The organism is Isoptericola jiangsuensis (genome assembly GCF_048320105.1).
Lineage (GTDB): Bacteria > Actinomycetota > Actinomycetes > Actinomycetales > Cellulomonadaceae > Isoptericola > Isoptericola jiangsuensis_A.
In genome coordinates, this window is sequence record NZ_CP182942.1 from 1310200 (window position 1) to 1333960 (window position 23761).

At 72.5% G+C, this 23761-nt stretch carries 21 protein-coding genes and 1 pseudogene; 11 read left to right on the forward strand and 11 right to left on the reverse strand.

Translation table 11 applies throughout. The features are described 5' to 3' along the window. Nucleotides 1-21: 21 nt before the first annotated feature. The 3 genes and pseudogenes from ACNHYB_RS06205 to ACNHYB_RS06215 form a co-directional block, all read right to left on the reverse strand. A complete protein-coding gene (locus ACNHYB_RS06205; protein ID WP_418277541.1) occupies nt 22-1497 on the reverse strand; it encodes a recombinase family protein in 1476 nt (491 codons plus the stop codon). A gap of 432 nt (nt 1498-1929) precedes the next feature. Beyond that, entirely contained in the window at nt 1930-2703 is a 774-nt protein-coding gene (locus ACNHYB_RS06210; RefSeq protein ID WP_418277542.1) for a nucleotide-binding protein, read from the reverse strand. 252 nt (nt 2704-2955) lie between these two features. Beyond that, nucleotides 2956-3579, reverse strand: a pseudogene (locus ACNHYB_RS06215) (ATPase, T2SS/T4P/T4SS family); the annotation flags it as partial. A 350-nt stretch (nt 3580-3929) separates the two neighbouring features. Here ACNHYB_RS06215 and ACNHYB_RS06220 point away from each other — a divergent pair. Next, nucleotides 3930-5144, forward strand: coding sequence for a pyridoxal phosphate-dependent aminotransferase (locus ACNHYB_RS06220; protein ID WP_418277543.1), 1215 nt, complete (start codon nt 3930-3932; stop codon nt 5142-5144). 9 nt (nt 5145-5153) lie between these two features. On the opposite strand, the gene ACNHYB_RS06225 is transcribed toward ACNHYB_RS06220, so the two are convergent. Beyond that, nucleotides 5154-5771: a LysE/ArgO family amino acid transporter gene (locus ACNHYB_RS06225; RefSeq protein WP_418277544.1), complete on the reverse strand. Its 618-nt coding sequence runs from the start codon at nt 5769-5771 to the stop codon at nt 5154-5156. Between the two features lie 73 nt (nt 5772-5844). On the opposite strand from ACNHYB_RS06225, the gene ACNHYB_RS06230 reads away from it, so the two are divergent. Then, nucleotides 5845-6786: a LysR family transcriptional regulator ArgP gene (locus tag ACNHYB_RS06230; protein WP_418277546.1), complete on the forward strand. Its 942-nt coding sequence runs from the start codon at nt 5845-5847 to the stop codon at nt 6784-6786. Here the strand turns inward: ACNHYB_RS06230 and ACNHYB_RS06235 are convergent. The 3 genes from ACNHYB_RS06235 to ACNHYB_RS06245 all read right to left on the reverse strand — a co-directional run bounded on the left by ACNHYB_RS06235 (nt 6763) and on the right by ACNHYB_RS06245 (nt 11809). Then, nucleotides 6763-8052 carry an LCP family protein gene (locus ACNHYB_RS06235; protein ID WP_418277547.1) on the reverse strand — a complete coding sequence of 430 codons (1290 nt, stop codon included), beginning with the start codon at nt 8050-8052 and terminating at the stop codon, nt 6763-6765. The two genes, ACNHYB_RS06230 and ACNHYB_RS06235, sit on opposite strands and share 24 nt — an antisense overlap. 124 nt (nt 8053-8176) lie before the next feature. Then, nucleotides 8177-10471: an esterase-like activity of phytase family protein gene (locus ACNHYB_RS06240; protein ID WP_418277548.1), complete on the reverse strand. Its 2295-nt coding sequence runs from the start codon at nt 10469-10471 to the stop codon at nt 8177-8179. A 105-nt stretch (nt 10472-10576) separates the two neighbouring features. Continuing rightward, entirely contained in the window at nt 10577-11809 is a 1233-nt protein-coding gene (locus ACNHYB_RS06245; RefSeq protein WP_418277549.1) for a multidrug effflux MFS transporter, read from the reverse strand. A 129-nt stretch (nt 11810-11938) separates the two neighbouring features. Between ACNHYB_RS06245 and ACNHYB_RS06250 the strand changes: the two genes are divergently transcribed. After that, nucleotides 11939-12712 carry an SOS response-associated peptidase gene (locus tag ACNHYB_RS06250; RefSeq protein ID WP_418277550.1) on the forward strand — a complete coding sequence of 258 codons (774 nt, stop codon included), beginning with the start codon at nt 11939-11941 and terminating at the stop codon, nt 12710-12712. 13 nt (nt 12713-12725) lie between these two features. Here ACNHYB_RS06250 and ACNHYB_RS06255 read toward each other — a convergent pair whose 3' ends face one another. Then, entirely contained in the window at nt 12726-13778 is a 1053-nt protein-coding gene (locus ACNHYB_RS06255) for an adenylate/guanylate cyclase domain-containing protein (RefSeq protein ID WP_418277551.1), read from the reverse strand. Between the two features lie 48 nt (nt 13779-13826). After that, nucleotides 13827-14678, reverse strand: coding sequence for a biotin--[acetyl-CoA-carboxylase] ligase (locus ACNHYB_RS06260; RefSeq protein ID WP_418277552.1), 852 nt, complete (start codon nt 14676-14678; stop codon nt 13827-13829). Between the two features lie 135 nt (nt 14679-14813). Between ACNHYB_RS06260 and ACNHYB_RS06265 the strand changes: the two genes are divergently transcribed. The 5 genes from ACNHYB_RS06265 to ACNHYB_RS06285 are packed head-to-tail and all read left to right on the forward strand — an operon-like array spanning nt 14814 to nt 18520. After that, nucleotides 14814-16391, forward strand: a complete 1578-nt coding sequence (locus ACNHYB_RS06265) for an acyl-CoA carboxylase subunit beta (RefSeq protein ID WP_418277553.1) — start codon at nt 14814-14816, stop codon at nt 16389-16391. Nucleotides 16392-16414: 23 nt separating this feature from the next. Then, complete coding sequence (locus tag ACNHYB_RS06270; RefSeq protein WP_418277554.1) at nt 16415-16954, forward strand: hypothetical protein; 540 nt, start codon at nt 16415-16417, stop codon at nt 16952-16954. Continuing rightward, on the forward strand, nt 16951-17190 hold the full coding sequence (locus ACNHYB_RS06275) for an acyl-CoA carboxylase epsilon subunit (RefSeq protein WP_418277555.1): 240 nt from the start codon (nt 16951-16953) through the stop codon (nt 17188-17190). The genes ACNHYB_RS06270 and ACNHYB_RS06275 overlap by 4 nt, the downstream gene beginning before the upstream one ends. Beyond that, nucleotides 17166-17747 (forward strand): hypothetical protein, encoded by a 582-nt coding sequence (locus tag ACNHYB_RS06280; RefSeq protein WP_418277556.1) that lies wholly within the window; start codon nt 17166-17168, stop codon nt 17745-17747. Before ACNHYB_RS06275 ends, ACNHYB_RS06280 begins: the two co-directional genes overlap by 25 nt. Nucleotides 17748-17797: 50 nt before the next feature. Continuing rightward, nucleotides 17798-18520, forward strand: a complete 723-nt coding sequence (locus tag ACNHYB_RS06285; RefSeq protein WP_418277557.1) for a tyrosine-protein phosphatase — start codon at nt 17798-17800, stop codon at nt 18518-18520. A gap of 13 nt (nt 18521-18533) precedes the next feature. Here ACNHYB_RS06285 and ACNHYB_RS06290 read toward each other — a convergent pair whose 3' ends face one another. Next, nucleotides 18534-19154: a TetR/AcrR family transcriptional regulator gene (locus ACNHYB_RS06290; protein WP_418277558.1), complete on the reverse strand. Its 621-nt coding sequence runs from the start codon at nt 19152-19154 to the stop codon at nt 18534-18536. After that, nucleotides 19147-20061, reverse strand: coding sequence for an SDR family NAD(P)-dependent oxidoreductase (locus tag ACNHYB_RS06295; protein WP_418278003.1), 915 nt, complete (start codon nt 20059-20061; stop codon nt 19147-19149). Before ACNHYB_RS06295 ends, ACNHYB_RS06290 begins: the two co-directional genes overlap by 8 nt. A gap of 123 nt (nt 20062-20184) precedes the next feature. On the opposite strand from ACNHYB_RS06295, the gene ACNHYB_RS06300 reads away from it, so the two are divergent. The 3 genes from ACNHYB_RS06300 (at nt 20185) to ACNHYB_RS06310 (ending at nt 23754) form a co-directional block, all read left to right on the forward strand. Beyond that, entirely contained in the window at nt 20185-21942 is a 1758-nt protein-coding gene (locus ACNHYB_RS06300) for a DUF885 domain-containing protein (RefSeq protein WP_418277559.1), read from the forward strand. Continuing rightward, entirely contained in the window at nt 21942-22862 is a 921-nt protein-coding gene (locus tag ACNHYB_RS06305) for an AEC family transporter (RefSeq protein ID WP_418277561.1), read from the forward strand. Before ACNHYB_RS06300 ends, ACNHYB_RS06305 begins: the two co-directional genes overlap by 1 nt. 76 nt (nt 22863-22938) lie before the next feature. After that, the gene (locus ACNHYB_RS06310) at nt 22939-23754 is read left to right on the forward strand and encodes a TrmB family transcriptional regulator (protein ID WP_418277562.1); all 816 of its coding nucleotides are present in this window, start codon (nt 22939-22941) and stop codon (nt 23752-23754) included. The last annotated feature ends 7 nt before the right edge of the window (nt 23755-23761 follow it).

The following is a 23761-nucleotide window of genomic DNA, read 5'->3' on the forward strand; positions in this document are numbered from 1 at the left end:
TTTGCGCGAGGTTTCTCGCCCCTATAGGGAATCTTCCACCGGGCCGACCTGCTCCGGGAACCGCCACTCGAAGGTCAGCCGCTCCGCCGTCTTCTCCCTGCTGCCCCTGCCCGGACGGCCTCGCCTGACGAGCACTCGCTCTATGGCATCGCCCAGCACCGCGCGCCGTTCGGTGTCGTCGTCGGCACTGGCCCACGCCTCGTCGAAGGACACGGCCTCGCCGTACTCGACCAGCCGCACCTCCGGGTCTGCGTGTCGCCCCTGCTCCTGAAGCTCCTGCAGGGCGTCCACCTGCTCCAGCAGGGCCAGGCGGGCATCGCGGTCACGCTCCTGCGTAATCAGTTCGCCGAGTTCCTGCAGACGCGCCTCGATCTCGGGAAGCATCGCGGCGGCGCCCTCGTCGACGAACTCGACCTTGTTCCACCGCACGTACTCGCACTTGGCCCAGAGGAACTTCTCGACCACGCACTCTTCCAGGTACGACGACACCGTCTGGAAGCACTGCGGGCACTGGTACGACGGGCGTCCCTGCGTGGTGCCCCGGTGCATGCGCACCGGGTCGGGGTGCTCGCCACACCACACGAGGCCGCTGAGGACTCCCGAGGTCTTCGATCGCATGGCGCGGGGGCGGGCCTGCGGGCTGGTGTCCCCGCGACCGTCTAGGAGCCGTACAAGCGCCCGCCAGCGGGGCAGCGGCAGCACCGCCAGCGCCTCGTTGACGAGGGGCAACCCGTCGTCGCCGCGGAGAACTTCGGTACCGCGCCGATGACTGTCGGTGTTGCCGGGGTTGAACGTGGTGAGGCCCGCGAGCAGCGGGTGCCGCAGGAGGCGCTCGACGGTCGAGTAGTGCCAGCGGTCGCCGCTGGGGGCGGGGGCACCGACTTCTTCGAGCCACTGCATCGTGGAGTAGAGCGTGTGCCCGTCGAAGGTGCGTTGCGCCATGCCCTCGACGTAGGCGATGCGGTCGGGGTCCTTGGCCACGACCATGCCCGGGCCTTGCGGGTTGGGCACGTTGCGCCAGCCGTAGGGCACGGCACCGCCCACGGCACGCCCGCCCCTGATCAGGTGACGGCGGGCGGCGGCGACGCGGGCACGGGTGGCTGCTGCCTCCATCTCGGCGAACACGGCCAGCATCGTCGCGAAGGCACGGCCCTGCGGCGTGGTCATGTCGATGGGGTCTTCGACGGCCACCAGGCCAGCACCGCGCTGTTGCAGGGCCTCGTCGGCGTGGAGGAAGTCGAGCACGCGGCGGGCCAGCCGGTCGACCTTCCAGATGAGCACGGCCTCGTAGGCGCGGGCGCTAGCCAGCAGGGCACGCCAGGCGGGGCGGTCCTCCGGCTTGTTCTTCGAGGCGCTCACGCCATCGTCGACGAACGGCTCCCCCAGCACCTCCCAGCCGCGGGCGTCGGCGTACTTCGTGGCGGCTTCGATCTGGCGGCTGATGCTGACCGATTCCTCGGTAGTGACGCTGAGCCTGGCGTAGACGACGACGCGCACGAGGTACCTCCGGTCCGGGCTGGCACGGTGCCAGCCCAGCGGCAGGCTACGCCCCGAACATACTGGCGACTACCCGGCTTGGGCTGAGGCGGGTTCCAGCACTCTGAGGAAGCTAGGTCCCCGGCATGTCATCGTCCTCGCGATTCGTAGCGGCGTGGTTTCACCCGCATGGGGGCATTCGGCGATCCAGGCGGGTACGGGTACGCCACATCATGTGCCGTAGGATCGGGGAGTCGCCGCACCAGCCAGGTGATCATCACCCAGGAGGCGATGATGAGGCGAGATGCCTTGCACCACCTGAGCATGGCTACGCGATCGAGGCGCGGCGATCCCTGCAAGCGTAGGGAGTTCTCGGTAGAGCCCGAGTTGGAGCGCCGCCCCCCTGGTTGGACAGGGCCGCACGGCCAGCCGACACAGGGGGGCATGCCGCCCTCAGGGCAAGTGCGGCGACTCTTCAACAGGACCGCGGATGCTCCGATTCACTCGCAGTCCGCCTGATCGGAGTTGACTCGCGAACCGCCGTAGGGCTACGCGTGTCGCGTCCGGCTTGCCTTTCGAAAGCGTGTGGTTACGACCCTGAGGGCTGCGAAGCCTCAAGGTCGTAGGACTATTGGTCCGAACCGTCCAGCCTTGTGCGACCGCGTTGGTGCAGAGTAAGTCAATCTCCGCGTCAAGCGCTGTTGAAGCGCTACTACTGCTGGTCCCAGCAGCACTGGCGCGCGTCCTATCAACCACTCGGGGTCCAAGAGTGCGGACCTGGCGCTCGATCTGCAGCACCGCTCCGTTCACTCCGGCCCTCTCGTTGCCGTCACTCCGATTCTGGTAGCCCAAGCGCGTCAAACCGAGGAGGTCAGATGGAATCTTGATGTTGGAAGTCGTTGCCAGCAGATAGGCACGATCTCTCCCCAGAATGCCAAGGAAGATCCCCAGCTCCAGAAGCACGTTGTCACGCATCGACGATGACTCCTGTCCACGACTGATTACCACGTCATCCGCCGTAGCCACCAGGACAGCAAAGTCCACCGAACGCGCCTGCCGTATCAGAGAGTCCAGCGTGTATCCACCAGGTTCGAACACGTTGACATCCCACCGCGTGACCTCGCACAGGGACATGCTCTCCAGCTCGTCCTGCAAGTTCCTCGCCACCGAGTTCCCTTCGGAGGACGAGCCAATGAAGATCCGGATGGGCTGATCAGAAGTTGACACGGAGCCAACGATAGGTGACAGCGGCCCGCCTGGTGAGTAGGTCCGGGCCTGCTACTACTTGGACCACGTCGAGTCCTTGAGTTCGGAGGTGGAAGGCCAGGCAGTAGTGCGTCCCTTACGGTGCCACCAGCACCACAACCGCAACTCCGAGGGCTGCGGCCATCAGGCCGACGAGTAGCCAACCGGGCACACCCCCGCGCTCTCGCCCGCTCATCAGGCCACGGTCCAGCGGTAAGCACGTGGTTTGATTGCTGCCTGCGTGGCGCCGGCCACGAGGATGTTCGACCCCGCCCGGACGGCGGCGTCCAGGAAGCGTGCGGCGTGGTGCCCGAGTGCTCCGAGCCGCACGAGGTGGTCGAGCTGGTGGGCCCGCACGACGTGCTTGCGGATGTTCACGGCCATGTGGTCGCGGGTGACGTCCGGGATGACCACGTGCAGCCGTTCGCCGCCGGGCAGGGTCGCGTCGACGAAGGGGCTGGACAGGTCGAGGCGGCGTCCGGAGGCCTTGAGCATCCGTTCGACGAGGTCGCGCACCTGGTCGGCGGTCAGCAGGGTGGTGGTGAGCTCGCTGATGCCCCGGCGCGCGACGAACACCTGGGCCGGGGAGTTGATCCAGATCTCCTCGATCTCGGGGTCGTCGAGGTAGGGCTGCAGGGGGCCGAGCCCACCCAGCGCGTCCACGATGCCGCGCGCTGCCGCGTCGGAGTCGGCGAGCTGCGGCACGACGCCGGCGAGGGCGCGTTCGGCGTAGTCGGCGGCGGCCTCGGCCACGAGGCGGTCGAGGGCGGGGCGGTCGGCCACGGGGTCGATGCCGCGTCGCCGGACGAGCTCGCGCACCTCCCGCGTCAGGACGTCCGCGCCGTCGTCCCGCGTCACTTCGATGGTCACCGGGTCAACCTCTCCGTCGGGGACAATCCGGACCTTCCACCAGCGCTGCGAGCGTAGCGAAGCGCCGTGCGGTAGCGCTCCCACACCTGTGGACAACATCGGCCTCGGACGACGTCGGCGGCCCGCCGACCCCGTCACGACCCGACGACCGCCCGTAAACATGCTGGTCAGCGGCGTACCCGTCGGGGGGACACGAGTCACGCCTGCCGCCCGACCGTGTGGCGCGCATCACATCACGGCTCTCACATGGCGGACGTGGTCAGACCGCGTCAGGGGCACCGGGTCGGCCTGGGTCCGCGCTCGGCGCACCGCCCCGGGGCGATCGGTAGGGTCGGCCCATGAGCACCACGCCACGATGGCGAGCCGTCGCCGCCGCGACCGGCCTCCTCGCCGACGACGGCGCCGTGTCCCAGACGATCTTCGCCGAGATGACGTCGCTCGCGCACCGCACCGGGGCGATCAACCTCGGCCAGGGGTTCCCCGACGTGGACGGCCCGGACTACGTCAAGGAGGCCGCCAAGGCCGCCATCGACGCCGGGCGGAACCAGTACTCCCCCGGCGACGGCGTGCCCGAGCTGCGCCGGGCGATCGCCGACCACCAGCGCCGCCACTACGGCCTCGACGTCGACCCGGACACCGAGGTCCTCGTCACCACCGGCGCCACGGAGGCCCTCACCACCGCGATCCTCGCCCTGACCGGACCCGGCGACGAGGTCGTCACCCTCGAACCGTTCTACGACTCCCACGCCGCCGCGATCGCCATGGCGGGCGCCACCCACGTGCCCGTCCCGCTCACCGCCGGGCTGCGCCTCGACGCCGAGGCCCTGCGGGCCGCCGTCGGACCCCGCACCGCGCTGCTCGTCGTCAACACCCCGCACAACCCGACCGGCACCGTACTGAGAAGCACCGAGCTCGAGCAGGTCGCCGCCGTCGCCCGCGAGCGCGACCTCCTGGTCCTGACCGACGAGGTCTACGAGCACCTCGTCTACGACGACGCCGTGCACGTCCCCCTCGCGACCCTGCCGGGCATGGCCGGGCGCACCCTCACCGTGTCGTCGTCGGGCAAGACCTTCAGCCTCACCGGGTGGAAGGTCGGCTGGGTCCACGGTCCCGCGCCGCTGGTCACCGCCGTGCGCACGGTGAAGCAGTTCGTCACCTACACCTCGGGATCGGCGTTCCAGCCGGCGATCGCCCTGGCCCTCGCGGACGACGAGACGCCCCGCGCCCTGGCCGCCTCGCTCTCCGCCCGGCGCGACCTGCTCTGCGAGGGCCTGCTGGCCGCCGGCTTCGAGGTCGTCGTCCCGGCCGGCACGTACTTCGTGGTCGCCGACGGCGCACCGCTCGGCTTCGACGACGGCCACGACCTGTGCCGGCGTCTGCCCGACCTCGCCGGCGTCGTCGGCGTGCCCGTGTCGGCCTTCTGCCGTGCCGGCTCGACGGCGGCCGACCGGTTGCGCTCGCGGGTGCGGTTCACGTTCGTCAAGCGCCCCGAGGTGCTGCACGAGGCGGTCGGCCGCCTCGGCGGCCTCCGTGGCCGCAGGGCCTCGCGGTAGCCGGCGGGCTCACGCGCCCGCCGCCAGCGAGACCGCGACGGCCAGCATGATCAGCGCGACGACGCCGTCGACCACGCGCCACGCTCCCGGCCGGGCGAGGAACGGTGCCAGCAGGCGCGCGCCGTAGCCCAGGACCACGAACCACAGCACGCTCGAGACCACCGCCCCGGCGGTGAACCACCAGCGTGCGTCCCCGTAGCCGGCCGCGACCGAGCCCTGCAGCACGATCGTGTCCAGGTAGACGTGCGGGTTGAGCCACGTCAGCGCCAGCGCCGTGAGCACCACCGGGCGCACCCGACGACCGGCGTCCACGACGTCGGTGCCCCCGGCGGCCACCAGCTCGTCGCCGCCGCGCCACGCCCGCCGCGCGGCCAGCACCCCGTACCCCAGCACGACGGCGGCACCCGCCCACCGCGCGACCTCCACCACGAGCGGATGGCGCTGGACCAGCGCGCCGAGGCCGGCCGAACCGGCCACGTAGAGCACGGCGTCGGACGCCGCGCAGACGGCCACCACCACGCCCACGTGCTCCCGACGCACCCCCTGCCGCAGGACGAAGGCGTTCTGCGCGCCGATCGCCACGATGAGGGACAGACCGAACCCGAGGCCGGTGAGGAAGATGAGCACGGCTCGACGCTAGGACGCGGCCCTGATGAAGTCCAACAACTCTTTCTGCGATTGATGAAGCGATACTTCATCCATGGACTGGGACACCCGACAGCTCGCCGCCCTCGCCGCCGTCGTCACCGAGGGATCGTTCGACGCCGCCGCCCACGTCCTGCACCTCACCCCGTCCGCGGTCAGCCAGCGTGTCCGCGCCCTGGAGAGCTCCGTCGGCACAGTGCTCGTCCGCCGCACCCGACCCGTCGAACCCACCAGCCCGGGACGCACCCTGCTGCGCCTCGCCCGCCAGGTCGAGCTGCTCGGCGACGAGGCCGCCGCCGAGCTCGGCCCCACCGAGTCCGGCGACCGCCCCGTCACCGTGCCCCTCGCCGTCAACGCGGACTCCCTGGCGACCTGGCTCGTGCCGGCGCTCGCCGCCGTCGAGGGCGTCTGCTTCGACGTGCACGTCGCCGACCAGGACCGCACCGTCGACCTCCTGCCCGCCGGCGTCGTCATGGCGGCCGTCACCTCCCGGCGCGAGCCCGTCCAGGGGTGCACCTCGGTGCCGCTGGGCCTGACCCGCTACCGACCGACCGCGTCCAGGGAGTTCGCTGCCCGCTGGTTCCCCGACGGCGTCACCCCGCGGACGCTCGCCGCCGCGCCCATGGTCGTCTTCGCCCGCAGCGACGACCTCCAGGACGCCTGGCTGCGCCGGGTGGCCCACCGGGCCGGCGCACCCGTGCCGGCCCCGCCGCGCCACCACGTGCCGTCGACCGCGGAGTTCCTGTCCGCGATCCGCCACGGGCTCGGCTGGGGCATGTGGGGGCCGCTGCCCCGACCTGGCGCGGGGTTCGACGTGCTCGAACCGGCGGACGACGTCGTGCCGCTCGCCGACGAGACGGTGGACGTCCCGCTCCACCTGCAGCAGTGGCGGCTGCGATCGAGCGTGCTCGACCGGGTCACCGACGCGCTGCGGACGCACGCCCGCCGCGCGCTGCCGCCGGTGGCCCCGCTCTCAGGCGCAGACGCCGGGACGTAGCGACGGTTCCGGGGACGGCTCCGGGGCGGTGTCGACCAGCTCGGCGTCGTCGACGTCGTCGTCACCGACGACCTCGTCGTCCGTGCCGTCGTCCTTGCCTTCGTCCGTGCCGTCGTCCTTGCCGTCGTCCGTGGCGTCCTCGGACGGCGACGGGCTGGGCTCGGGCTCCTCGACCAGGGGCTCGTCGGCGACGAGCTTCGCCCAGATGGGGTCGGCCTCCGCGGTCCACTCGACCCGGCCCGGCTTGGACACCGAGTCCACGACGGGCACGGACTGGAAGACGATGTTCTGCGGGTCGACGTCGCGCAGGCTCCACGCGAGACCGGCGAGCGCACTCGGGCTGGCCAGGTCCGGGCTCGTCGACATCGCCTTCAGGGCGGCACGCACCATCCGGTACAGCTTCGGGGTGTCCGTGACGAGGTTCTGGTCCAGGACGGCGCGGAGCATCGAGTCGATGAAGGCCTGCTGGCGCTCGATCCGCTTGAGGTCGCTGCCGTACTCCAGCCCCATGCCCTCGCCCTTGCGCACCCGCAGGAACTGGATGGAGGTCTCGCCGTCGAGCACCTGCCTGCCCTCCGGCAGGTCGAGGTCGCTGTACCGGCTGTCGCCCACCACGGGCTCGGGCAGGCACATCGGCACGCCGTCGAGCGCGTCCACGATGTCCACCACACCGGACATCTTCACCACGACGTGGTCGTGGATCCGCAGCCCCGTGAGCGCCTCGACGGTGAGGATCGTGCAGGCCGCGGCCCCGGTGACGTCCTTCTCCGGACCGCCGCCGAGCGCGAACGCGGTGTTGAACATCGCCCCGTACTGGGGCGCGGTGGTGCTGCCGTCCGGGCGCGGGCAGGACGGGATGTCCACCAGCGAGTCGCGCGGGATCGAGACCGCCTCGATCCGGCTGCGGTCGCCGCTGATGTGCACCACCAGCGTCGTGTCCGAGTGGAACTCGTCCCCGGCACCGGCGATCTTCGCGTTCTTCTTGTCGCGGAAGTCGGTGCCCATGACCAGGATGTTGCGTTCCTGCCCGGCGAACGGGTCGGACGGGTCGGCCGGCTCGTCGACGGCCTCGGCGCGCGGCACCACGGCGTCGCGACCCAGCAGCGAGTCGACGTCGGACACCTCGATCTGCGAGCGCAGGTCGACGTAGGCGGCGACGCTGCCCACCCCCGCGAACGCCAGCACGGCCGTCGCCCCGAGGGCGACCCATCGGCGCACGGGATGGCCGGCGCGCGCTCCGGCGTGCCGAGGAATATCACTGGTCACTGAACGATCGTATGCCGTTTGTCGTGTCTGCGAGGAGTGAGAGGCACGAGACGTCGGACGAGCACGCGGGCCGCGCCCGCCCCGGGATGTCGGGACGGGCACGGCCCGCGGTGGCGTCGACGACTCAGTGCGACGCCTCGATCGCGTCGACGGCCAGGCCCGGCTGGTCCGCGAACAGACCGTCCATCCCGGTGTCGAGGAACGCGTGGATCTCGGCGGCGAGGTCGCCGTGCGCGGTCGGGTCCTCCGACGACCTCAGGTCGGTGGGCAGGAACTGGTTCTCCGCCCGGAAGGTCCACCCGTGCACCTCGAGGCCCGCCCGGTGCGCGTCACGCACCACCGACGTGGGCCGACCGAGCGTCCCGTCGGCCTCGCGCGGGATGATCAGGTCCTTGACCAGGCCGACGCCGTCGGCGTACTGCGCGATCCCGCGCAGCCCCTGGCGGGTGACGAGGTCCGCGTACGTGGTGTCGTCCCCGGCCGCGACCAGGTCGTACGGCGCGCCGCCCGCGGAGACGAGCTGGGCGATCCGCACGTCGGTCATGCGGTCGAGCTCGCGCAGGTTGCCCGTCTCGAAGGACTGCAGGATGACCGGGTCGCGCCGCGAGTCGAGGCCGTCGGCCTCGAGAGCGGCCACCAGCGGCTCCTCCAGCGAGAGCCCGATCGAGTCGAAGTACGTGGGGTGCTTCGTCTCCGGGTAGACGCCGACCTGCGCGCCGTCGCAGGTGACGGACCGCCGGGCGAGGTCGATGACCTCGTCGAGCGTCGGCACCTGGTAGAGACCGTCGAAGCGTGTGTTGTCCGGACGCACCTCGGGGAGCCGTTCGACGGCGCGCAGGGTCCGCAGCTCGGCGAGGGTGAAGTCCTCGGTGAACCATCCGGTGACCGTCCGGCCGTCGATCGTCCTGGAGGTACGGCGGTCGGCGAACTCGGGGTGGTCGGCGACGTCGGTGGTCCCGCTGATCTCGTTCTCGTGCCGTGCGACCAGGACGCCGTCGGCCGTGGACACGACGTCGGGCTCGATGTAGTCCGCGCACTGGGTGATCGCCTGCTGGTAGGCGGCCAGCGTGTGCTCCGGCCGGTCCCCCGAGGCGCCGCGGTGCCCGACGACGGTGACGCCGTCGTCGCGGACCCGCTCGCGCTCGAGGTCGATCACGACCAACTCGGTGTCGTCCGGGGTGCCGGCCACGCGCGCCGCGTTGCCCGGGTAGTTGTTGTCGTTGCCGAGGAGGATGCGTCCGTCACGCAGGCGCAGCACCGTCTCGAAGGACTGCACGGGCAGGGCGTAGGTCTCGTCGAGCCCGTAGCCCTCGCCGGCGTCGATGCCGCGGGGGTTGGCGATGTTCAGCGCGTCGAGCACCAGCTCCTTGCGCAGGAAGCCGTCGTCGTCGACCTGGTCCAGGTCCACCTCGTAGACGCGCTTCGTCACGGCGGCCGGCCCGTCGAAGTTGTCCCGCTCGACGATCCACAGCTCGCCCCGGCCGACCGTGAACGCGTCGCCGAGGACGTTGCCCGGCTGGTCGGTCTGGTAGCTCCACGTGCGCCCGGTGTAGCGGTCCCGACGGGTGTCGAGCTCGAAGACGACGCGGCGTCGCTCGTCGGTCTCGTCGACCAGGGCGTTCTCGACGATCGGGTAGAGGTAGCGGCCGTCCGGCGAGGCGCTCATCGCCTCGAACCCGCTGCTGGCCCGCACGGTGGCGTCGGCACCGTCGGGCAGGTAGGGGCTCTGCGGCGACGCGAGGCCGTCCGGCAGCGGGATCGGGGCGTCGAGCAGGGTGCCCTCGGCGTCGAAGTGGAGCACGAAGGGCCCGAACTCCTCGCCGACCCAGAACGTGCCGTCCTTGGCCTGCACGACGGACTCGACGTCGAAGTCGGCCCCCGTCAGGAGCCGGTCCGTGGTGTCCTCGTGGACGATCGGGAAGTCGAGCACGTGGTTCGCGTCGTTGTAGTCGATGCGGTCGAGGATCTCGATGTCGCCGCTGCCGCCCCGGCGCGACCCGGTGTCCCAGTCCGGCTCGACCAGGTAGCTGCGCAGCAGGAAGTCGGCGGAGTTCGCCTGGGTGCCGAAGCCGTTGTCGGGCTGGGCCCAGAAGGTGCCGTCCCCGTTGTCGACCATGGCGGAGAACCCCGGGACGACCTGACCGTCCCACGGTCCCTGGCGGCCGTTGGCGGCGCTCGCCTGCGCCCCCGACGGCGGACCCTCGGCGAGGAAGTCGGCGCTGAGGGTGGCGCGTCCCTCGAGCGTGGGGACCTCGACGGTGCGGGTGCCGTGGTCGTCGGGCCGGCCATTCTGGTGGGTGCGGTCGGTGGCGGCGGTGGTCGCCGTCGCCGCCGCCGCCGAGGCGGTGACCAGGAGCGTCACGGCGGTGGTCGCCGCGGCGGTACGGACAAGGGCAGCGGACCTCGATGTTCGTCGCATGCCGACCATGCGATCCCGGCAGGGAGGCCGCTGGGCGACGACCGGGTGAAGTTCGCGCTGTCGGTGGGTGAAACCTCGGGGACGGGGGCTGCCCGTCCCCGTGGCTCAGGCGAGCTGGACCCAGCCGCCGCGGCGGTAGGCCGGGGTCGCCAGCGCCAGGACCAGCATCGCGCAGGTCCAGGCGCCCAGCATGACGGCGGACATGGCGACGGCGTCACCGCCGAGGACGCCCACGAGCGGCGAGACCAGCCCGGCGACGCCGGACTGGACGGCCCCGATGACGGCGGCGGCCGTGCCGGCGCGCTCCCCGTGGCGCGACAGGGCGATGGCCGAGGCGTTGGCGGGGATGAGGCCCTGGAACGCGAGGACGATCCAGAGCATGACGAGCAGCCCGACGACCCCGCCGGCCTGGGTGATCGCGACGGCGAGGAGACCGACGGCGAAGACGCCCTGCATGACCAGCGCGGCACGCAGCACCCGGATCGGCGCGACCCGGCGCACCAGCGAGGCGTTGATCTGGGCCGAGACGACCAGGCCGAGCCCGTTGAGGGCGAACAACAGCGAGAACTGGGTGTGGCTGAGCCCGTAGAACTCCTGGAACACGAACGGCGAGCCCACGACGTAGCTCATGAGCACGGCCTGGCCGAGGCCGGGGATGACGGCGAGCGCCATGAAGTGCCGGTCGCGCAGGAGGGTCGCGTACCCGCCGAGCACGCTGCGGGCGCCGGCGGGCCGGCGTCGGGACGGCGGCAGCGTCTCGGGCATGAAGCGCCACACGACGACGGCCATGGCGACGCCGGCGAGGCCGAGGAACGCGAACACCCAGCGCCAGCCCGCGGCGGCGGCGACGGCGGAGCCGAAGGCGGGAGCGAGCATGGGGGCGACGCCGATGATGAGCATGAGTCGCGAGAGGATCCGGGCGGCCTCGGCGCCGACGAACCGGTCGCGCACGACCGCCATGGCTGCGACGCCGCAGGCCGCGTTGAAGAACCCCTGGAGCAGGCGCAGCCCGATGAGCACGGTCATGGTGGGTGCGAAGGCGCACAGCAGGGAGGTCACCACGTGCAGGCCGAGCCCCCACATCAGCGGGGCGCGACGTCCGTAGCGGTCGGAGAGCGGTCCGATGACGAGCTGCCCGGCGGCGCCGCCGATGAGCATGATCGAGACGGAGAGCTGGGCGTAGGAGGCGGACGTGCCGAGGTCGGCGGCGATCTCGGGCAGCGACGGCAGGTACATGTCGACCGTGAAGGCCGGCAGCGCGGCGAGCGCCCCGAGCATGACGACCCAGCGGAACGACGAGCGGGCGCGCGACGGCGCTCCGGAGGGGGTCTCAGGCATGGCGGCATACTATCGAAACGATACGATCGGGTCGACCTCCACGGAGTGTCACGCCTCACGGAACCGCTCCGGCGACCCGGCGCCGGTGGCACCCGGGGCGATGTCGGTGGGGTGCGCGACCATGGGGACATGTGCGGCCGCTACGCGTCCTTCCGCGACGCCCAGGACATCGCCGACGACCTCGCGGTCGCCGAGATCGCCGACGACGCGCGCCTGCTGCCGCCGTCGTGGAACGTCGCGCCCACCGACGACGTCCGGATCGTCGTCGAACGCCCCCGGCGCATCGAGGGCAGGAACATCGGCGAGATCACCCGTTCGATGCGGCTCGCCCGCTGGGGCCTGGTGCCCTCGTGGGCGAAGGACCCCGCGATCGGCGCGCGGATGATCAACGCCCGCTCCGAGACCCTGCTCGACAAGCCCGCGTTCGCCAAGCCGCTCGCCACGCGCCGCTGCCTGCTCCCCGCCGACGGCTACTTCGAGTGGCGCAGGCTGCCCGTGCCCGCCGGCGCCACCGCCCGCGCCAAGGTGCCCAAGCAGGCCTACTGGATCCACCCCGAGCGCGGCCACGTCGCCGCGCTGGCCGGGTTGTACGAGTTCTGGCGCGACACCACCCGGTCCGACGACGACCCCGACCGCTGGCTCGTCTCGGCCACCGTCATCACCACCGCCGCCTCACCCGACCTCGAGCACATCCACGACCGCATGCCCGTGGTCCTGCCGCGTGACGTCTGGGACACCTGGCTCGACCCGGCCGTCGGCGCCGGGGAGGCCGCCGACGTCGTCCGGGGACCGCAGGTCACCACCACCGCACGGCCGGTCGGCGACGCCGTCGGATCCGTGCGCAACAACCGCCCCTCGCTGCTGGACGCCGACGACGACCCGCGCGACCAGGACGTCCGCTGACCGGCCGGGGACCTCAGCCGGTGTAGGAGCGCTGCAGTCGCACGGGCTGGATCTCACCCAGCCCCTGCACCGCCTGCGGGGCCTGCGCGGTCAGCGCGTAGCGGGACGACGACGCCAGCAGCGCCGCCGTCGTCGGGTCCACCAGCACGGACGCGGGCTCGGCGAGCTCGGTGATCCGCGAGGCGAGGTTGACGTCCGGGCCGAACACGTCGCCGAACCGCGACAGCACCCGACCCCACACGAACCCGACCCGCACCGGGATCTCCTCCTCGCTGGCGTGCGGCGCCGCCAGCCCGAGGGCGCACTCGGCACCCGTGGTGACGTCGTCGGCCACGAACAGCACCGCGTCACCGATCGTCTTGACCACGCGGCCCCCGGCCTCGGTGATGACGTCCCGCGCCCGCGACTCGAAGACCTGGACGTACTCGGCGAGCTCCTGCGACCCGAGCCCGGCGGTCCGCTTCGTGAAGGAGACGATGTCCGCGAACCCGACGGCCCGCCGCAGCGGGAGCTGCCCGCTCGTCACCTCGGCACCGTCGGCGAACTCGGTGGCGAACCGGCCCATGAGCGCCGCGAGCTGGCGGCGCCAGGCGTGGTCGAGCTGCCGCGAGAGCACGTCGGCGAAGGTCGGCATCCGGTCCAGCGTGGCGCGCCGAGCACTGACGTCGTCGAGATCGAACCGTCGCCCCAGGTGCTCGACGAACGCCTCCACCTGCCACAGCGCCAGCCGGTCGGCCGTGTGCCCCAGGGAACGGATCAGCGTCATCTGCGCCTGATCGTCCAGCTCGCCGACGTCGATCAGCTCGCGGATCTCCCGCAGCGACTGGACGTCGGCGGCGGTGAAGCTCGCCTCGGGACGGTCCGTGACCGGCAGGCCGAGCCACCGCCAGTAGTTCTCCACGAACTCCCGGGACAGGCCGGTCTCCTCCAGCAGGCCCTCGAGGTCGTAGCACCGCGGACCGCCGAGGATCTCCTCGTCGATCCGCGTGGCGATGTCGGACGGTGCGGTGCTGCGGAGGCGCGGCGAGGAGACCTCCGGGGTCTCGTGCGAGGGCTTGCTGGTCACGCCCCCACTGTAGTGTTCGTCACCTGGGCGCCCGCTGGACGTCCACGCTCAGCGCAGCCGCAGGTGGTGCACGTCCCCCGCCGTGACCACCCGCTCCCCGGCGGGCGTCGCCAGGACCAGCGCACCGTCGTCGGCCACCCGCACCGCCTGCCCGACGACGACGGCGCTCCCTCCGGCCAGCTCGGCCCGGACCGTCGCCCCCACCGTGCAGGACGCCGTCGCGTACGCCGCGGAGATCCCGACCGCACGGGCGTCCCCGCCCGCCGACTCCAGGTCCGCCACGAGCCGGGTCACCTCCTCGACGAGCGTCACCAGCAGCGCGGACCGCTCCGGGCCGTCCCCGGCGAGCCCTCCCGTGAGCGCCAGCGACGTCGCGGTGGGCACCGGCAGCTCGTCGGCCGTCTGGTCCACGTTGAGGCCGACGCCGACGACGACGCGCGCCGTCCCCGTCGGGCCCGCCCCCGGGACGACCTCCGCGAGGATCCCCGCGACCTTGCGGAAGGCACCGAACCCGTCGAGGGGGACGTCGTCGGCCAGCAGCACGTCGTTGGGCCACTTCACCCACGCCGTGATCCCGTGCCGCGCCAGGGCGCGCACGACGGCGAGACCGGTCAGCAGCGGCACCCAGCCGAGCGCCGTCGGTGGCACCCGGGGCGCCAGCAGGAACGACGCCGCCAGGGCGGCACCGGGCGGGGTCTGCCACGCGCGTCCGGCGCGGCCCCGGCCGGCCGACTGGTGCTCGGCGACCAGCAGGGCGGGCGCCGGCCAGGACCCGGCGGCCGCACGCAGGTCGGCGTTGGTCGAGCCGGTCTCGTCGACGACGTCGAGCCGGGCGAGGGGGCCGGCAGGAGCCAGGAGCCGGCGACGCAGGGCGGCCACGTCGAGGGGTGCGCGGGTCATGGCGGCATCGTCCTACGCCGTCGGTGCTCGCCGGAACCACGACGCGCCACGTTGTGCGGTTCCTACAAAACTGCCCCGACCCTGCGGGCCTGTCGCGCATCGATCCGAGACACCACGGCACCTAGGGTCGCAAGGGTGAACACCACTGCCGCCAAGCTCGCCGAGCTCGAGCGCCGCCGCGCCGCCGCGATCACCGAGCCCGAGGAGAACGCCCGGACCAAGCAGCACGCACGCGGCAAGAAGTCCGCCCGCGAGCGCATCGACGCCCTGCTCGACGAGGGCAGCTTCGTGGAGCTGGACGCGCTGGCCACGCACCGCAGCCGCAACTTCGGCATGGACGCCAAGCGCCTGCCGGGCGACGGCGTCGTGACGGGGCACGGCACGATCGACGGTCGCCAGGTGTGCGTGTTCTCCCAGGACTTCACCGTGTTCGGCGGGTCTCTGGGCGAGGTGCACGGCGAGAAGATCACCAAGGTGCAGGACCTCGCGCTGCGCACCGGGGTGCCGATCATCGGCATCTCCGACGGCGGTGGCGCCCGCATCCAGGAGGGTGTGGCCGCGCTGACGCAGTTCGCGGAGATGTTCCGACGCAACGTCGCGGCGTCGGGCGTGATCCCGCAGATCTCGCTCATCCTCGGCCCGAGCGCGGGCGGGGCGGTCTACTCCCCCGCGCTGACGGACTTCATCGTCATGGCGGACCAGACGTCGAACATGTTCATCACCGGCCCGGACGTCATCAAGACGGTCACGGGCGAGGACGTCGACTTCGAGACGCTCGGCGGGGGGCGCACGCACAACGCGACCTCCGGCGTCGCGCACTACCTCGGCGAGGACGAGGACGACGCGATCGACTACGTGCGCCACCTGGTCGGCTACCTGCCCCAGAACAACCTGTCCGACGCCCCCACGTTCGCCCCCGAGGACGACGTCGACCTCGAGGTCACGCCCGACGACGAGGTCCTCGACACGATCGTCCCGGACGGCGACAACCAGCCGTACGACATGCGCGCCGTCGTCGAGGCGGTGCTCGACCCGGACTCGTTCCTGGAGGTCCAGCCGCTGTACGCGCCGAACGTGCTCGTGGGGTTCGGGCACGTCGAGGGTCAGAGCGTGGGCTTCATCGCCAACCAGCCGCAGCAGATGGCCGGCACGCTGGACATCAACGCCTCGGAGAAGGCCGCCCGGTTCGTGCGCACCTGCGACGCCTTCAACATCCCGGTGCTGACCTTCGTGGACGTGCCGGGGTTCCTGCCCGGCGTCGGCCAGGAGCACCAGGGCATCATCCGTCGCGGCGCGAAGCTGATCTACGCCTACGCCGAGGCCACGGTGCCGCTGGTCACCGTCATCACCCGCAAGGCCTACGGCGGCGCGTACATCGTCATGGGGTCCAAGCAGCTCGGCGCGGACGTCAACCTCGCCTGGCCGACGGCGCAGGTCGCCGTCATGGGCGCGTCCGGCGCCGTGAACATCCTGCAGCGGCGCGCGCTGAAGCAGGTGGCCGACGACGGCGGGGACGTCGAGTCCGAGCGCGCCCGCCTGACCGACGAGTACACCGAGGCGATCGTGAACCCGTGGGACGCCGCGGAGCGCGGGTACGTCGACGCCGTGATCAAGCCGTCCGAGACGCGCGTGCAGGTGGTGCGGGCGTTGCGCGCCCTGCGGACGAAGCGGGCCAGCCTGCCGCCCAAGAAGCACGGCAACATCCCGCTGTGACCGGCGTCTGAGAAGATCGACCGATGAGCCACGAGGACGCGACCCACGGCCCCGCTCCGCTGGGCGAGGTGGACCCGGACCCCATCCACCTCGCCGTCGACCGGCTGGCGTCGTCGCTGCACGACTACGTCGACGCCGCGGTGGGCGTGCGCGCGGAGTTCGGTGCCGCGGAGGCCGACGAGGATCCGCGGATCCTCGCCCTCGAGCACCGTGTCGGCATGCTGAACGCGACGCTGTTCGACGCCCTGCACGACGCGCTCGGGATGCACCCCGACCTCACGACGTCCGTGTGGGAGCCCGAGGCCGGCGACGACGAGGACGACGAGGGCGAGCTCCCCGAGGGCACCGTGCCCGCGGAGGCGTTCTACCTCGGGTTCGTCGTGGCCGACCCGCCCGCGGGGGCCTCGATGACCCTCGACGGTGTCATCGAGCTGCTGGACGAGGCAGGTGTGCAGGCTGCCGCCCGGCTCGTGGGCGGCGGGTACCACGTGATGGAGTGGGCGGCCTCGCGCGGCCTGCCCCCGGGGTTCGGCGACGACCCCGACGACGAGGAGGACGAATGACCCCGCCGGTCCGGGTGGTGCGCGGCGCCCCCGACGACATCGAGGTCGCGGCCCTGGTGGCCGGGCTCGCGGCCGTGAGCGCCCGCGACGACCTGCCCGACGACGTCGCGCCCGTCGAGGAGTGGACCAACCGGGCACGCAACCTGCGCGGCAACGGTGCGGCCACCGCCCGCAGCTTCGGTGGCCGGTCCGGCCGCCACAACATCGACTCGTGGCGCTGGAGCCTGCGCTCGTGAGCGTGCGGTGGCAGCAGGTGTCCTCGCCCGCCGAGGTGGAGGCGCCGCTCGGTGACCTGCCTGCGCCCGATCGACCCGGACTCGTGCGGCGTTGGCTCTGGCTGCCCGCCCTGCTGGTGACGGCCGGGGTGTACGTGGCGCGGCGGATGATCGACGCGCCCTCCGGCGAGCTGGAGATGTGGCTGATGCTCGGCCTCATGGGCGGGCTCGTGGTCACCGCGGTCGCGGCACTGGTCCGCTACCGCGACGACCAGCGCCTGGCCACGGAGACCCGCGCGGTGGAGTCGCTGCGGGCGGACGCCCGCTCGACCACGGGCTCGGTGACCGTCTCGGAGCGTCCCGCCGGCGACGGCGTCCTGCTGCGCGGCCTGCTGACGTATCCCCGCCATGACGAGACCGCCGAGGACACCTGGTCGCTGATGGTCGCCGAGGGCGACGCGCCGGGTCCCCGGCCCGGCGACCCGGTGGCGGTCTGGTGGGCGCCCGGCACCGACGTCGTCATCGCGCGGTATCACCGCGGCTGGGCCAACGAGCTCCGAGGCCGCGCGGGACGCTGACTCCCGGCCGGGGAGCGCGCTCCGCGACGTCGTGCCGCTACCGTGCCGTGATGCGTACGCTGACCTGGGACGGCTACCCGAACTCCCGCGACCTCGGCGGGCTCGCCACCCCGCTCTCACCGACCGGCTCGACCCGCTGCGGTCGCGTCGCCCGGGGGCCGCGGCGCGAGCTCCTCACCGGGCGCGGCTGGGGCGACGCCCGCGCCTGGGGCCTGCGCACCGTGGTGGACCTGCGCTGCGACGTCGAGGTCGGCAGGCGCGACGGCGACCCGGAGGTCGCGAGGTCGGCCAGGGACGGCATCGACGTCGTCCTGGCGCCGACCGAGGACCAGGACGACCCCGAGTTCCGCCGGGTCTGCTTCCCGATCCTCGACTCACCCGAGTACTGGGCGCACAACTGGCGCCTCCAACCGGCGCTCGTGCGAACGAGCCTGCAGGCCGTCGCCGACGCCGGACCCGGTGTGCTCGTGCACTGCAGCGCGGGCCGCGACCGCACGGGGATGCTCAGCACGCTGCTGCTGGGCAATGCCGGGGTATCGCCGCAGGAGGTCGCCGCCGACTACGCGACGTCCGTCCGTGAGATGGCCCGTTCCGAGACGGCCTCGCCCACGCAGGACCGTCAGCGCGGGTGGACCGACGCCCAGGTGGACGCCTTCCTCGCCCGCGCGGTGCCGATCGTCCACGACGTCGCCGCACGGACCTCGGAGGCGTTCGACGCCCTCGGCCTCGCCGCGGCACACCGGCGGGAGCTGCGGGACCTCCTGACAGCCTGACGCCTCCGGCGCCTCAGCGCTGCGCCCGCGGGTGCTCGCCGTCGTGGGGACTGCACCGGAAGGCCCCGTACGCCGAACCGGCGAGGAACGACTCGACGAGATCCTCCCCGTCCATCGGCAGCCGGTCCCGGCCGAGAAGGTGTCCGTTCTGCTCGAGGATCGCGACACCGTGGACGAAGGCGCGGATCGCTGCGCCGATTCGCCACGGGTCACCGGGGGGCAGCGCACCGGCGCCCTGCGCCCCTTCGACGAGGACGACCATCGACTCGGTGGCGCGCGCGGCGGCGGAACGCAGGTCGTCGTTCTCCCGGGGCCAGTGGCCGAACACGAGCCGGAAGCGCTCGGGTCGCTTCCGGGTCCAGTCGAGATAGTGCAGAAGAGCCGTGCTCAGCATCTCGGTCGGGCCTCTCCGGTGCGCGACGAGGTCCTCGACCGCGGCGACCAGACGGTCCAGCTCCCGGGCAGCGACGGTGGCGAGCAGGTCGGCCTTGTTCGCGAAGTGCCGGTAGGGGGCGGTCTGGGAGACCCCGGCGACCCGGCCCACCTCTCGGAGCGTGACGCTGTCCGGGCCGCCGTCGTCCAGGAGTCGGGTCGCCGCCACGACGAGCTCGTCGCGGAGGCTCGTCTCACGCATCGACAGGGTCGATCCCGGCCGCCACCAGGCTCGTCTCCCAGATCTCCGCCCCGATCCCGTCGCGGTAGGTCTCCGGAGAGCTCTTCCGGGCACGCCGGCCGGACACGTAGGAGCCCATGAGACCTTCGGCGGCAGGGTCGCCCGCCAGCCAGGCAAGGTTCCCGGCGGACTCGCTGACGCTCCCCGCACCGGGCATCCTCACCAGCGCCGGCGTCAGCGCCGCGTAGACGGCACGGACAGCCGGCGGATACTCCCTGGCCAGCCCGGTCGCGGGCATCAGCCCCGGGTCGAAGCACACGGCGCGGACGCCCCGATCGCGCCAGCGCCGGTCGATCTCGTACGCCAGCGCGATGCACGCCAGCTTCGACGTCGAGTAGCGCACGCGACCGGCGTTCGAGCTGCGCGGCGCCTCCGCGGGCGGGTCGAGGAGCGTCCGCATCCCGGTCCACCGCGCCGCGGGGAACCCGAACGCGCGCAGTCCGCCACGGTGCGTCTCGCTGCCGAGCGTGACGATGCGCGCACCCGGACGGAGGTGCTCGAGGAGCGGCGCGAGCAGGGCGACGTGACCCACGACGTTCGTCGCCATCGTCATCTCCAGGCCGTCGCCGGTCCGTTGTACGCCGTCGACGACCTGCAGTCCCGCGTTGCACACCACGGCGCGCGGGAGAAGGCCGTCGACGAGGAGGCTGTCCGCCAGGACGTGGACGCCGGTCAGGTCGGACAGGTCGCCGTGACGAACTTCGATCACGACTCCGGGGTGCTGCTCGCGGATCTCGCGTGCGGTCGCCTCCCCGCGATCCAGGTCGCGGACGACCAGGACGAGCGGGTGTCCGCGGCGGGCCAGCTCGAAGGCGGTCGCACGCCCCAGCCCCGACGTCGCGCCCGTGATCAGCGCCGGTCCGTCCATGATCACCCCCGTGATCGTGATGCTTCCGCATGGGGCGCGCACCCAGGTTGACGCTGTCAACTCAACAGCCCTTGCCCCCGAGGCCACGGGAAGCGGTTTCCGACCACGCGATAGGGTCGTCGGGTGACCCACGACACCCCCGGCGCCCCCACCTCGGGCACTCCTTCCGTTCCCGGCACCCGCACCCCGACGCCGCTCGACGCCGTCGCCGACGCCTACGTGAAGGACCTCGCGGCCCTGCACCCGATCGCCGCGACGATGATGGGCCTGCCCGGTCACGACCACGAGCTCCCCGACTTCTCCCCCGCCGGGCACGAGGCCCGCGCCGAGGTGGACCGCGCCCTGCTGCGCCGCCTCGACGAGCTCGAGACGGCGGGCGAGGCTCCCGTCGACGACGTCGACCAGGTCACGCTCGCCGCGCTGCGCGAGCGTGTCGGACTCGCCGTCGAGCAGCACGAGGCCGGTGACCCGCAGCGCAGCCTCAACAACATCGAGTCGCCCGTGCAGCAGCTCCGCGACCTGTTCGACGTCGCACCCACGGGCACCGTCGAGGCGTGGGAGAACATCGCGGCCCGCCTGAACGCCGTCCCGCAGGCTCTCGCCGGCTACACCGAGTCGCTGCGGTGGAGCGCCGAGCGCGGCCGCGTCGCCGCGATCCGGCAGGTGCGCGCCGCCGTCGAGCAGTCCCGCGACCTCGCGGGCGAGGACTCCACGTTCACGGCGCTCGTGCGCAGCGAGGCCGCCGCCCGCGTCCTCGACGAGTCCTCCGCCTGCTCCCTGGTGCGCGCCGAGCTCGAACGCGGGGCCACCGCCGCCCGCACGGCCTACGCCGCGCTCGCCGACTTCCTGGAGACCGAGCTCGCCCCGCAGGCACCGCAGGCCGACGCCGTCGGACGCGAGGCGTACGCCCGCTACTCGCGCGAGTTCCTCGGCGCAGCCGTCGACCTCGACGAGACCTACGAGTGGGGCCTCGCCGAGCTGGCCCGCATCGTCGCCGAGCAGGAGGACCTGGCCCGGGAGATCGCCGGACCGGACGCGACCGTCGCCGACGCCGTCGCCACGCTCGACGCCGACCCCGCCCGCCAGCTCCACGGCACCGACGCGCTGCGCGCATGGATGCAGACCACGGCCGACCGCGCCGTCACCGACCTCGGGGGCGTCCACTTCGACATCGACGGCCCGGTGCGCACCATCGAGTGCATGATCGCCCCCTCCCAGACGGGCGGCATCTACTACACCCCGCCGAGCGACGACTTCTCGCGCCCGGGCCGCATGTGGTGGTCCGTGCCGGCCGGCGTCACCGAGTTCACCACCTGGCGCGAGACCACGACCGTCTACCACGAGGGCGTGCCGGGCCATCACTTGCAGTGCGCCGCTGCCGTGGCCGCCCGCGACACCCTCAACTCATGGCGCCGCCTCGCCTGCTGGGTGTCCGGGCACGGCGAGGGCTGGGCCCTGTACGCCGAGCGCCTCATGGCCGACCTCGGCCGCCTGGACGACCCCGGCGACCGGTTCGGCATGCTCGACGCCCAGCGCCTGCGCGCCGCGCGCGTCGTCCTCGACCTCGGCGTGCACCTCGGCAAGGACTGCCCCGAGCAGTGGGGCGGCGGCACCTGGGACGCCGACAAGGCGTGGGGATTCCTGACGGCCAACGCCAACATGGACGAGTCCTTCCTACGTTTCGAGCTGGACCGCTACCTCGGCTGGCCGGGCCAGGCGCCGTCGTACAAGGTGGGCCAGCGCCTCTGGGAGCAGGTCCGGGACGAAGCCCGGGCCGCCGCGCAGGCCCGCGGCGAGGAGCTCGACCTGCGGGCCTTCCACGCCCGCGCGCTCGGCCTCGGGTCGGTGGGGCTGGACGTGCTGCGCGACGCGCTCGCCTGATGCAGGGGATCGTCACCGGCTTCGCGATCATCGGCGTCGTCATCGCCGCCGGCTACCTCGCGGCGCGGCTGCGCCTCGGCGGCCCGGACGCGACGACGGCGCTCAACCGCATCGGGTTCTTCGTCGCGAGCCCGGCACTGCTGTTCACCGTCGTGTCCGACGCCGACCTCGGCGCCCTGCTGGGCGCTCCGCTGCTGGTGCAGCTCGTCGCGGCGGTGTCCGTCGCCGCCGTGTTCGTCGTCGTCAACCTGGTCTGGTTCCGTCTTCGTGTCCCGGAGGCCACGATCGGGGCGCTCGGCGCCGGGTACGTCAACGCCGGCAACATCGGCCTGCCCGTGGCCGTGTACGTGCTCGGTGACGCCACCGCCGTGATCCCCGTGATCGGGCTGCAGCTGCTCGTCATCAGCCCGCTGGTGCTGCTCCTGCTGGACGCCACCACCAGCGGCACGGTGTCCTGGAGGTTCGTGCTCAGCCAGCCGGTGCGCAACCCCATCATCCTGGGTGCGCTCGCAGGTGCGGTGGTGTCGTTGACGGGCGTGAGCGTGCCCGACGTCGTCCTCGCACCCCTGGAGATCCTCGGCGGCGCGGCCGTGCCGATGATCCTGCTCGCGTTCGGCATGTCGCTGCACGGGTCGCGGCCACTGCGCGGCGAGGAGGGCCGAGCACCCGTCGTCGTGGCGTCCGCGCTCAAGGCCGTCGTCATGCCGGCCGTCGCCTTCGTCGCGGCGCGCTACGCGTTCGGGCTCGACGACGCCGAGGTGGTCGCCGCCGTCACCCTCGCCGCCCTGCCCACGGCGCAGAACATCTACAACTACGCCGCCCGGTTCCGACGCGGGGACGTCATGGCCCGCGACATCGTCCTGGTGACCACGCTCGCCTCCCCCGTCGTGATGCTGGTGGCGACGGTGCTGCTGACGTGACCGCGGCGGATCGCCTCGCACACGTCCGCCTGGTCGATCGTCGGCGTTACGATGTCACGACTCGACAGGGGGATGCGTGAGCCAGGCGATCGACGCGGACCAGGCGCGCAAGCTGCGGGCGCTGGGGTTGACCGAGTGGGAGGGGAAGGCCTATCTCGCGCTCCTGGGCAGCTCGCCGAGCACCGGGTACGCCGTGGCGAAGATCTCCGGCGTCGCTCGCGGACGCATCTACGAGGTGCTCGGATCCCTGGTCGAGAAGGGCGCGGCGAGCGTCTCCAACAGCCGACCGCAGACCTACTCCCCCACCGCGCCGGACGAGCTCGTCGATGCTCAGCGCCGCCACACCGACCGGGCGTTGACCGACGCCGAGGCGGTGCTGCGGGACCACCACGCGCGCGCCGGTGACGAAGACGTGATCTGGGACCTCCAGGGAGCCCCGGAGATCCTGGCCCGTGCGGAGAGCGTCGTCAGCCGTGCCGAGCAGCGGCTGCTGTGCGAGATCTGGAGCGGCGACGCCGAGCGGCTCCGTGAATCGCTCGAGGCGGCCGCGAGTCGAGGCGTCGAGGTGGTCGTCGTCGCCTACGGCGACATCGACATGCCGTTCGCCACCGTGTTCGCCCACCCCGGCACCGACGAGGTCACACGAGGACTCAGAGGACGCTGGCTCGTCGTCTCGGCGGACGACCGCGAGGTGGTCGCCGGCAACGTCTCGGGCGACGACGGACCACGCGCGGCATGGACCAGGCACCCCGGACTGGTCGTGCCGATCACCGAGCTCGTCCGGCACGACCTGTACAAGCTGGAGATGCTGAAGGCTCACGGACCAGTCCTGGAAGCCACCTTCGGTCCCGCGCTCACGCTCCTGCGCTCCAAGTACGGCCCCCTGCGCTGAGGCTCGG

Coding starts and splice junctions, on each gene's coding strand:
- ACNHYB_RS06220 (WP_418277543.1), top strand. CDS start 3,930: ATGAGCACCACGCCACGATGGCGAGCCGTCGCCGCCGCGACCGGCCTC.
- ACNHYB_RS06230 (WP_418277546.1), top strand. CDS start 5,845: ATGGACTGGGACACCCGACAGCTCGCCGCCCTCGCCGCCGTCGTCACC.
- ACNHYB_RS06240 (WP_418277548.1), bottom strand. CDS start 10,471: ATGCGACGAACATCGAGGTCCGCTGCCCTTGTCCGTACCGCCGCGGCG.
- ACNHYB_RS06245 (WP_418277549.1), bottom strand. CDS start 11,809: ATGCCTGAGACCCCCTCCGGAGCGCCGTCGCGCGCCCGCTCGTCGTTC.
- ACNHYB_RS06250 (WP_418277550.1), top strand. CDS start 11,939: ATGTGCGGCCGCTACGCGTCCTTCCGCGACGCCCAGGACATCGCCGAC.
- ACNHYB_RS06260 (WP_418277552.1), bottom strand. CDS start 14,678: ATGACCCGCGCACCCCTCGACGTGGCCGCCCTGCGTCGCCGGCTCCTG.
- ACNHYB_RS06270 (WP_418277554.1), top strand. CDS start 16,415: ATGAGCCACGAGGACGCGACCCACGGCCCCGCTCCGCTGGGCGAGGTG.
- ACNHYB_RS06275 (WP_418277555.1), top strand. CDS start 16,951: ATGACCCCGCCGGTCCGGGTGGTGCGCGGCGCCCCCGACGACATCGAG.
- ACNHYB_RS06285 (WP_418277557.1), top strand. CDS start 17,798: ATGCGTACGCTGACCTGGGACGGCTACCCGAACTCCCGCGACCTCGGC.
- ACNHYB_RS06290 (WP_418277558.1), bottom strand. CDS start 19,154: ATGCGTGAGACGAGCCTCCGCGACGAGCTCGTCGTGGCGGCGACCCGA.
- ACNHYB_RS06295 (WP_418278003.1), bottom strand. CDS start 20,061: ATGGACGGACCGGCGCTGATCACGGGCGCGACGTCGGGGCTGGGGCGT.
- ACNHYB_RS06305 (WP_418277561.1), top strand. CDS start 21,942: ATGCAGGGGATCGTCACCGGCTTCGCGATCATCGGCGTCGTCATCGCC.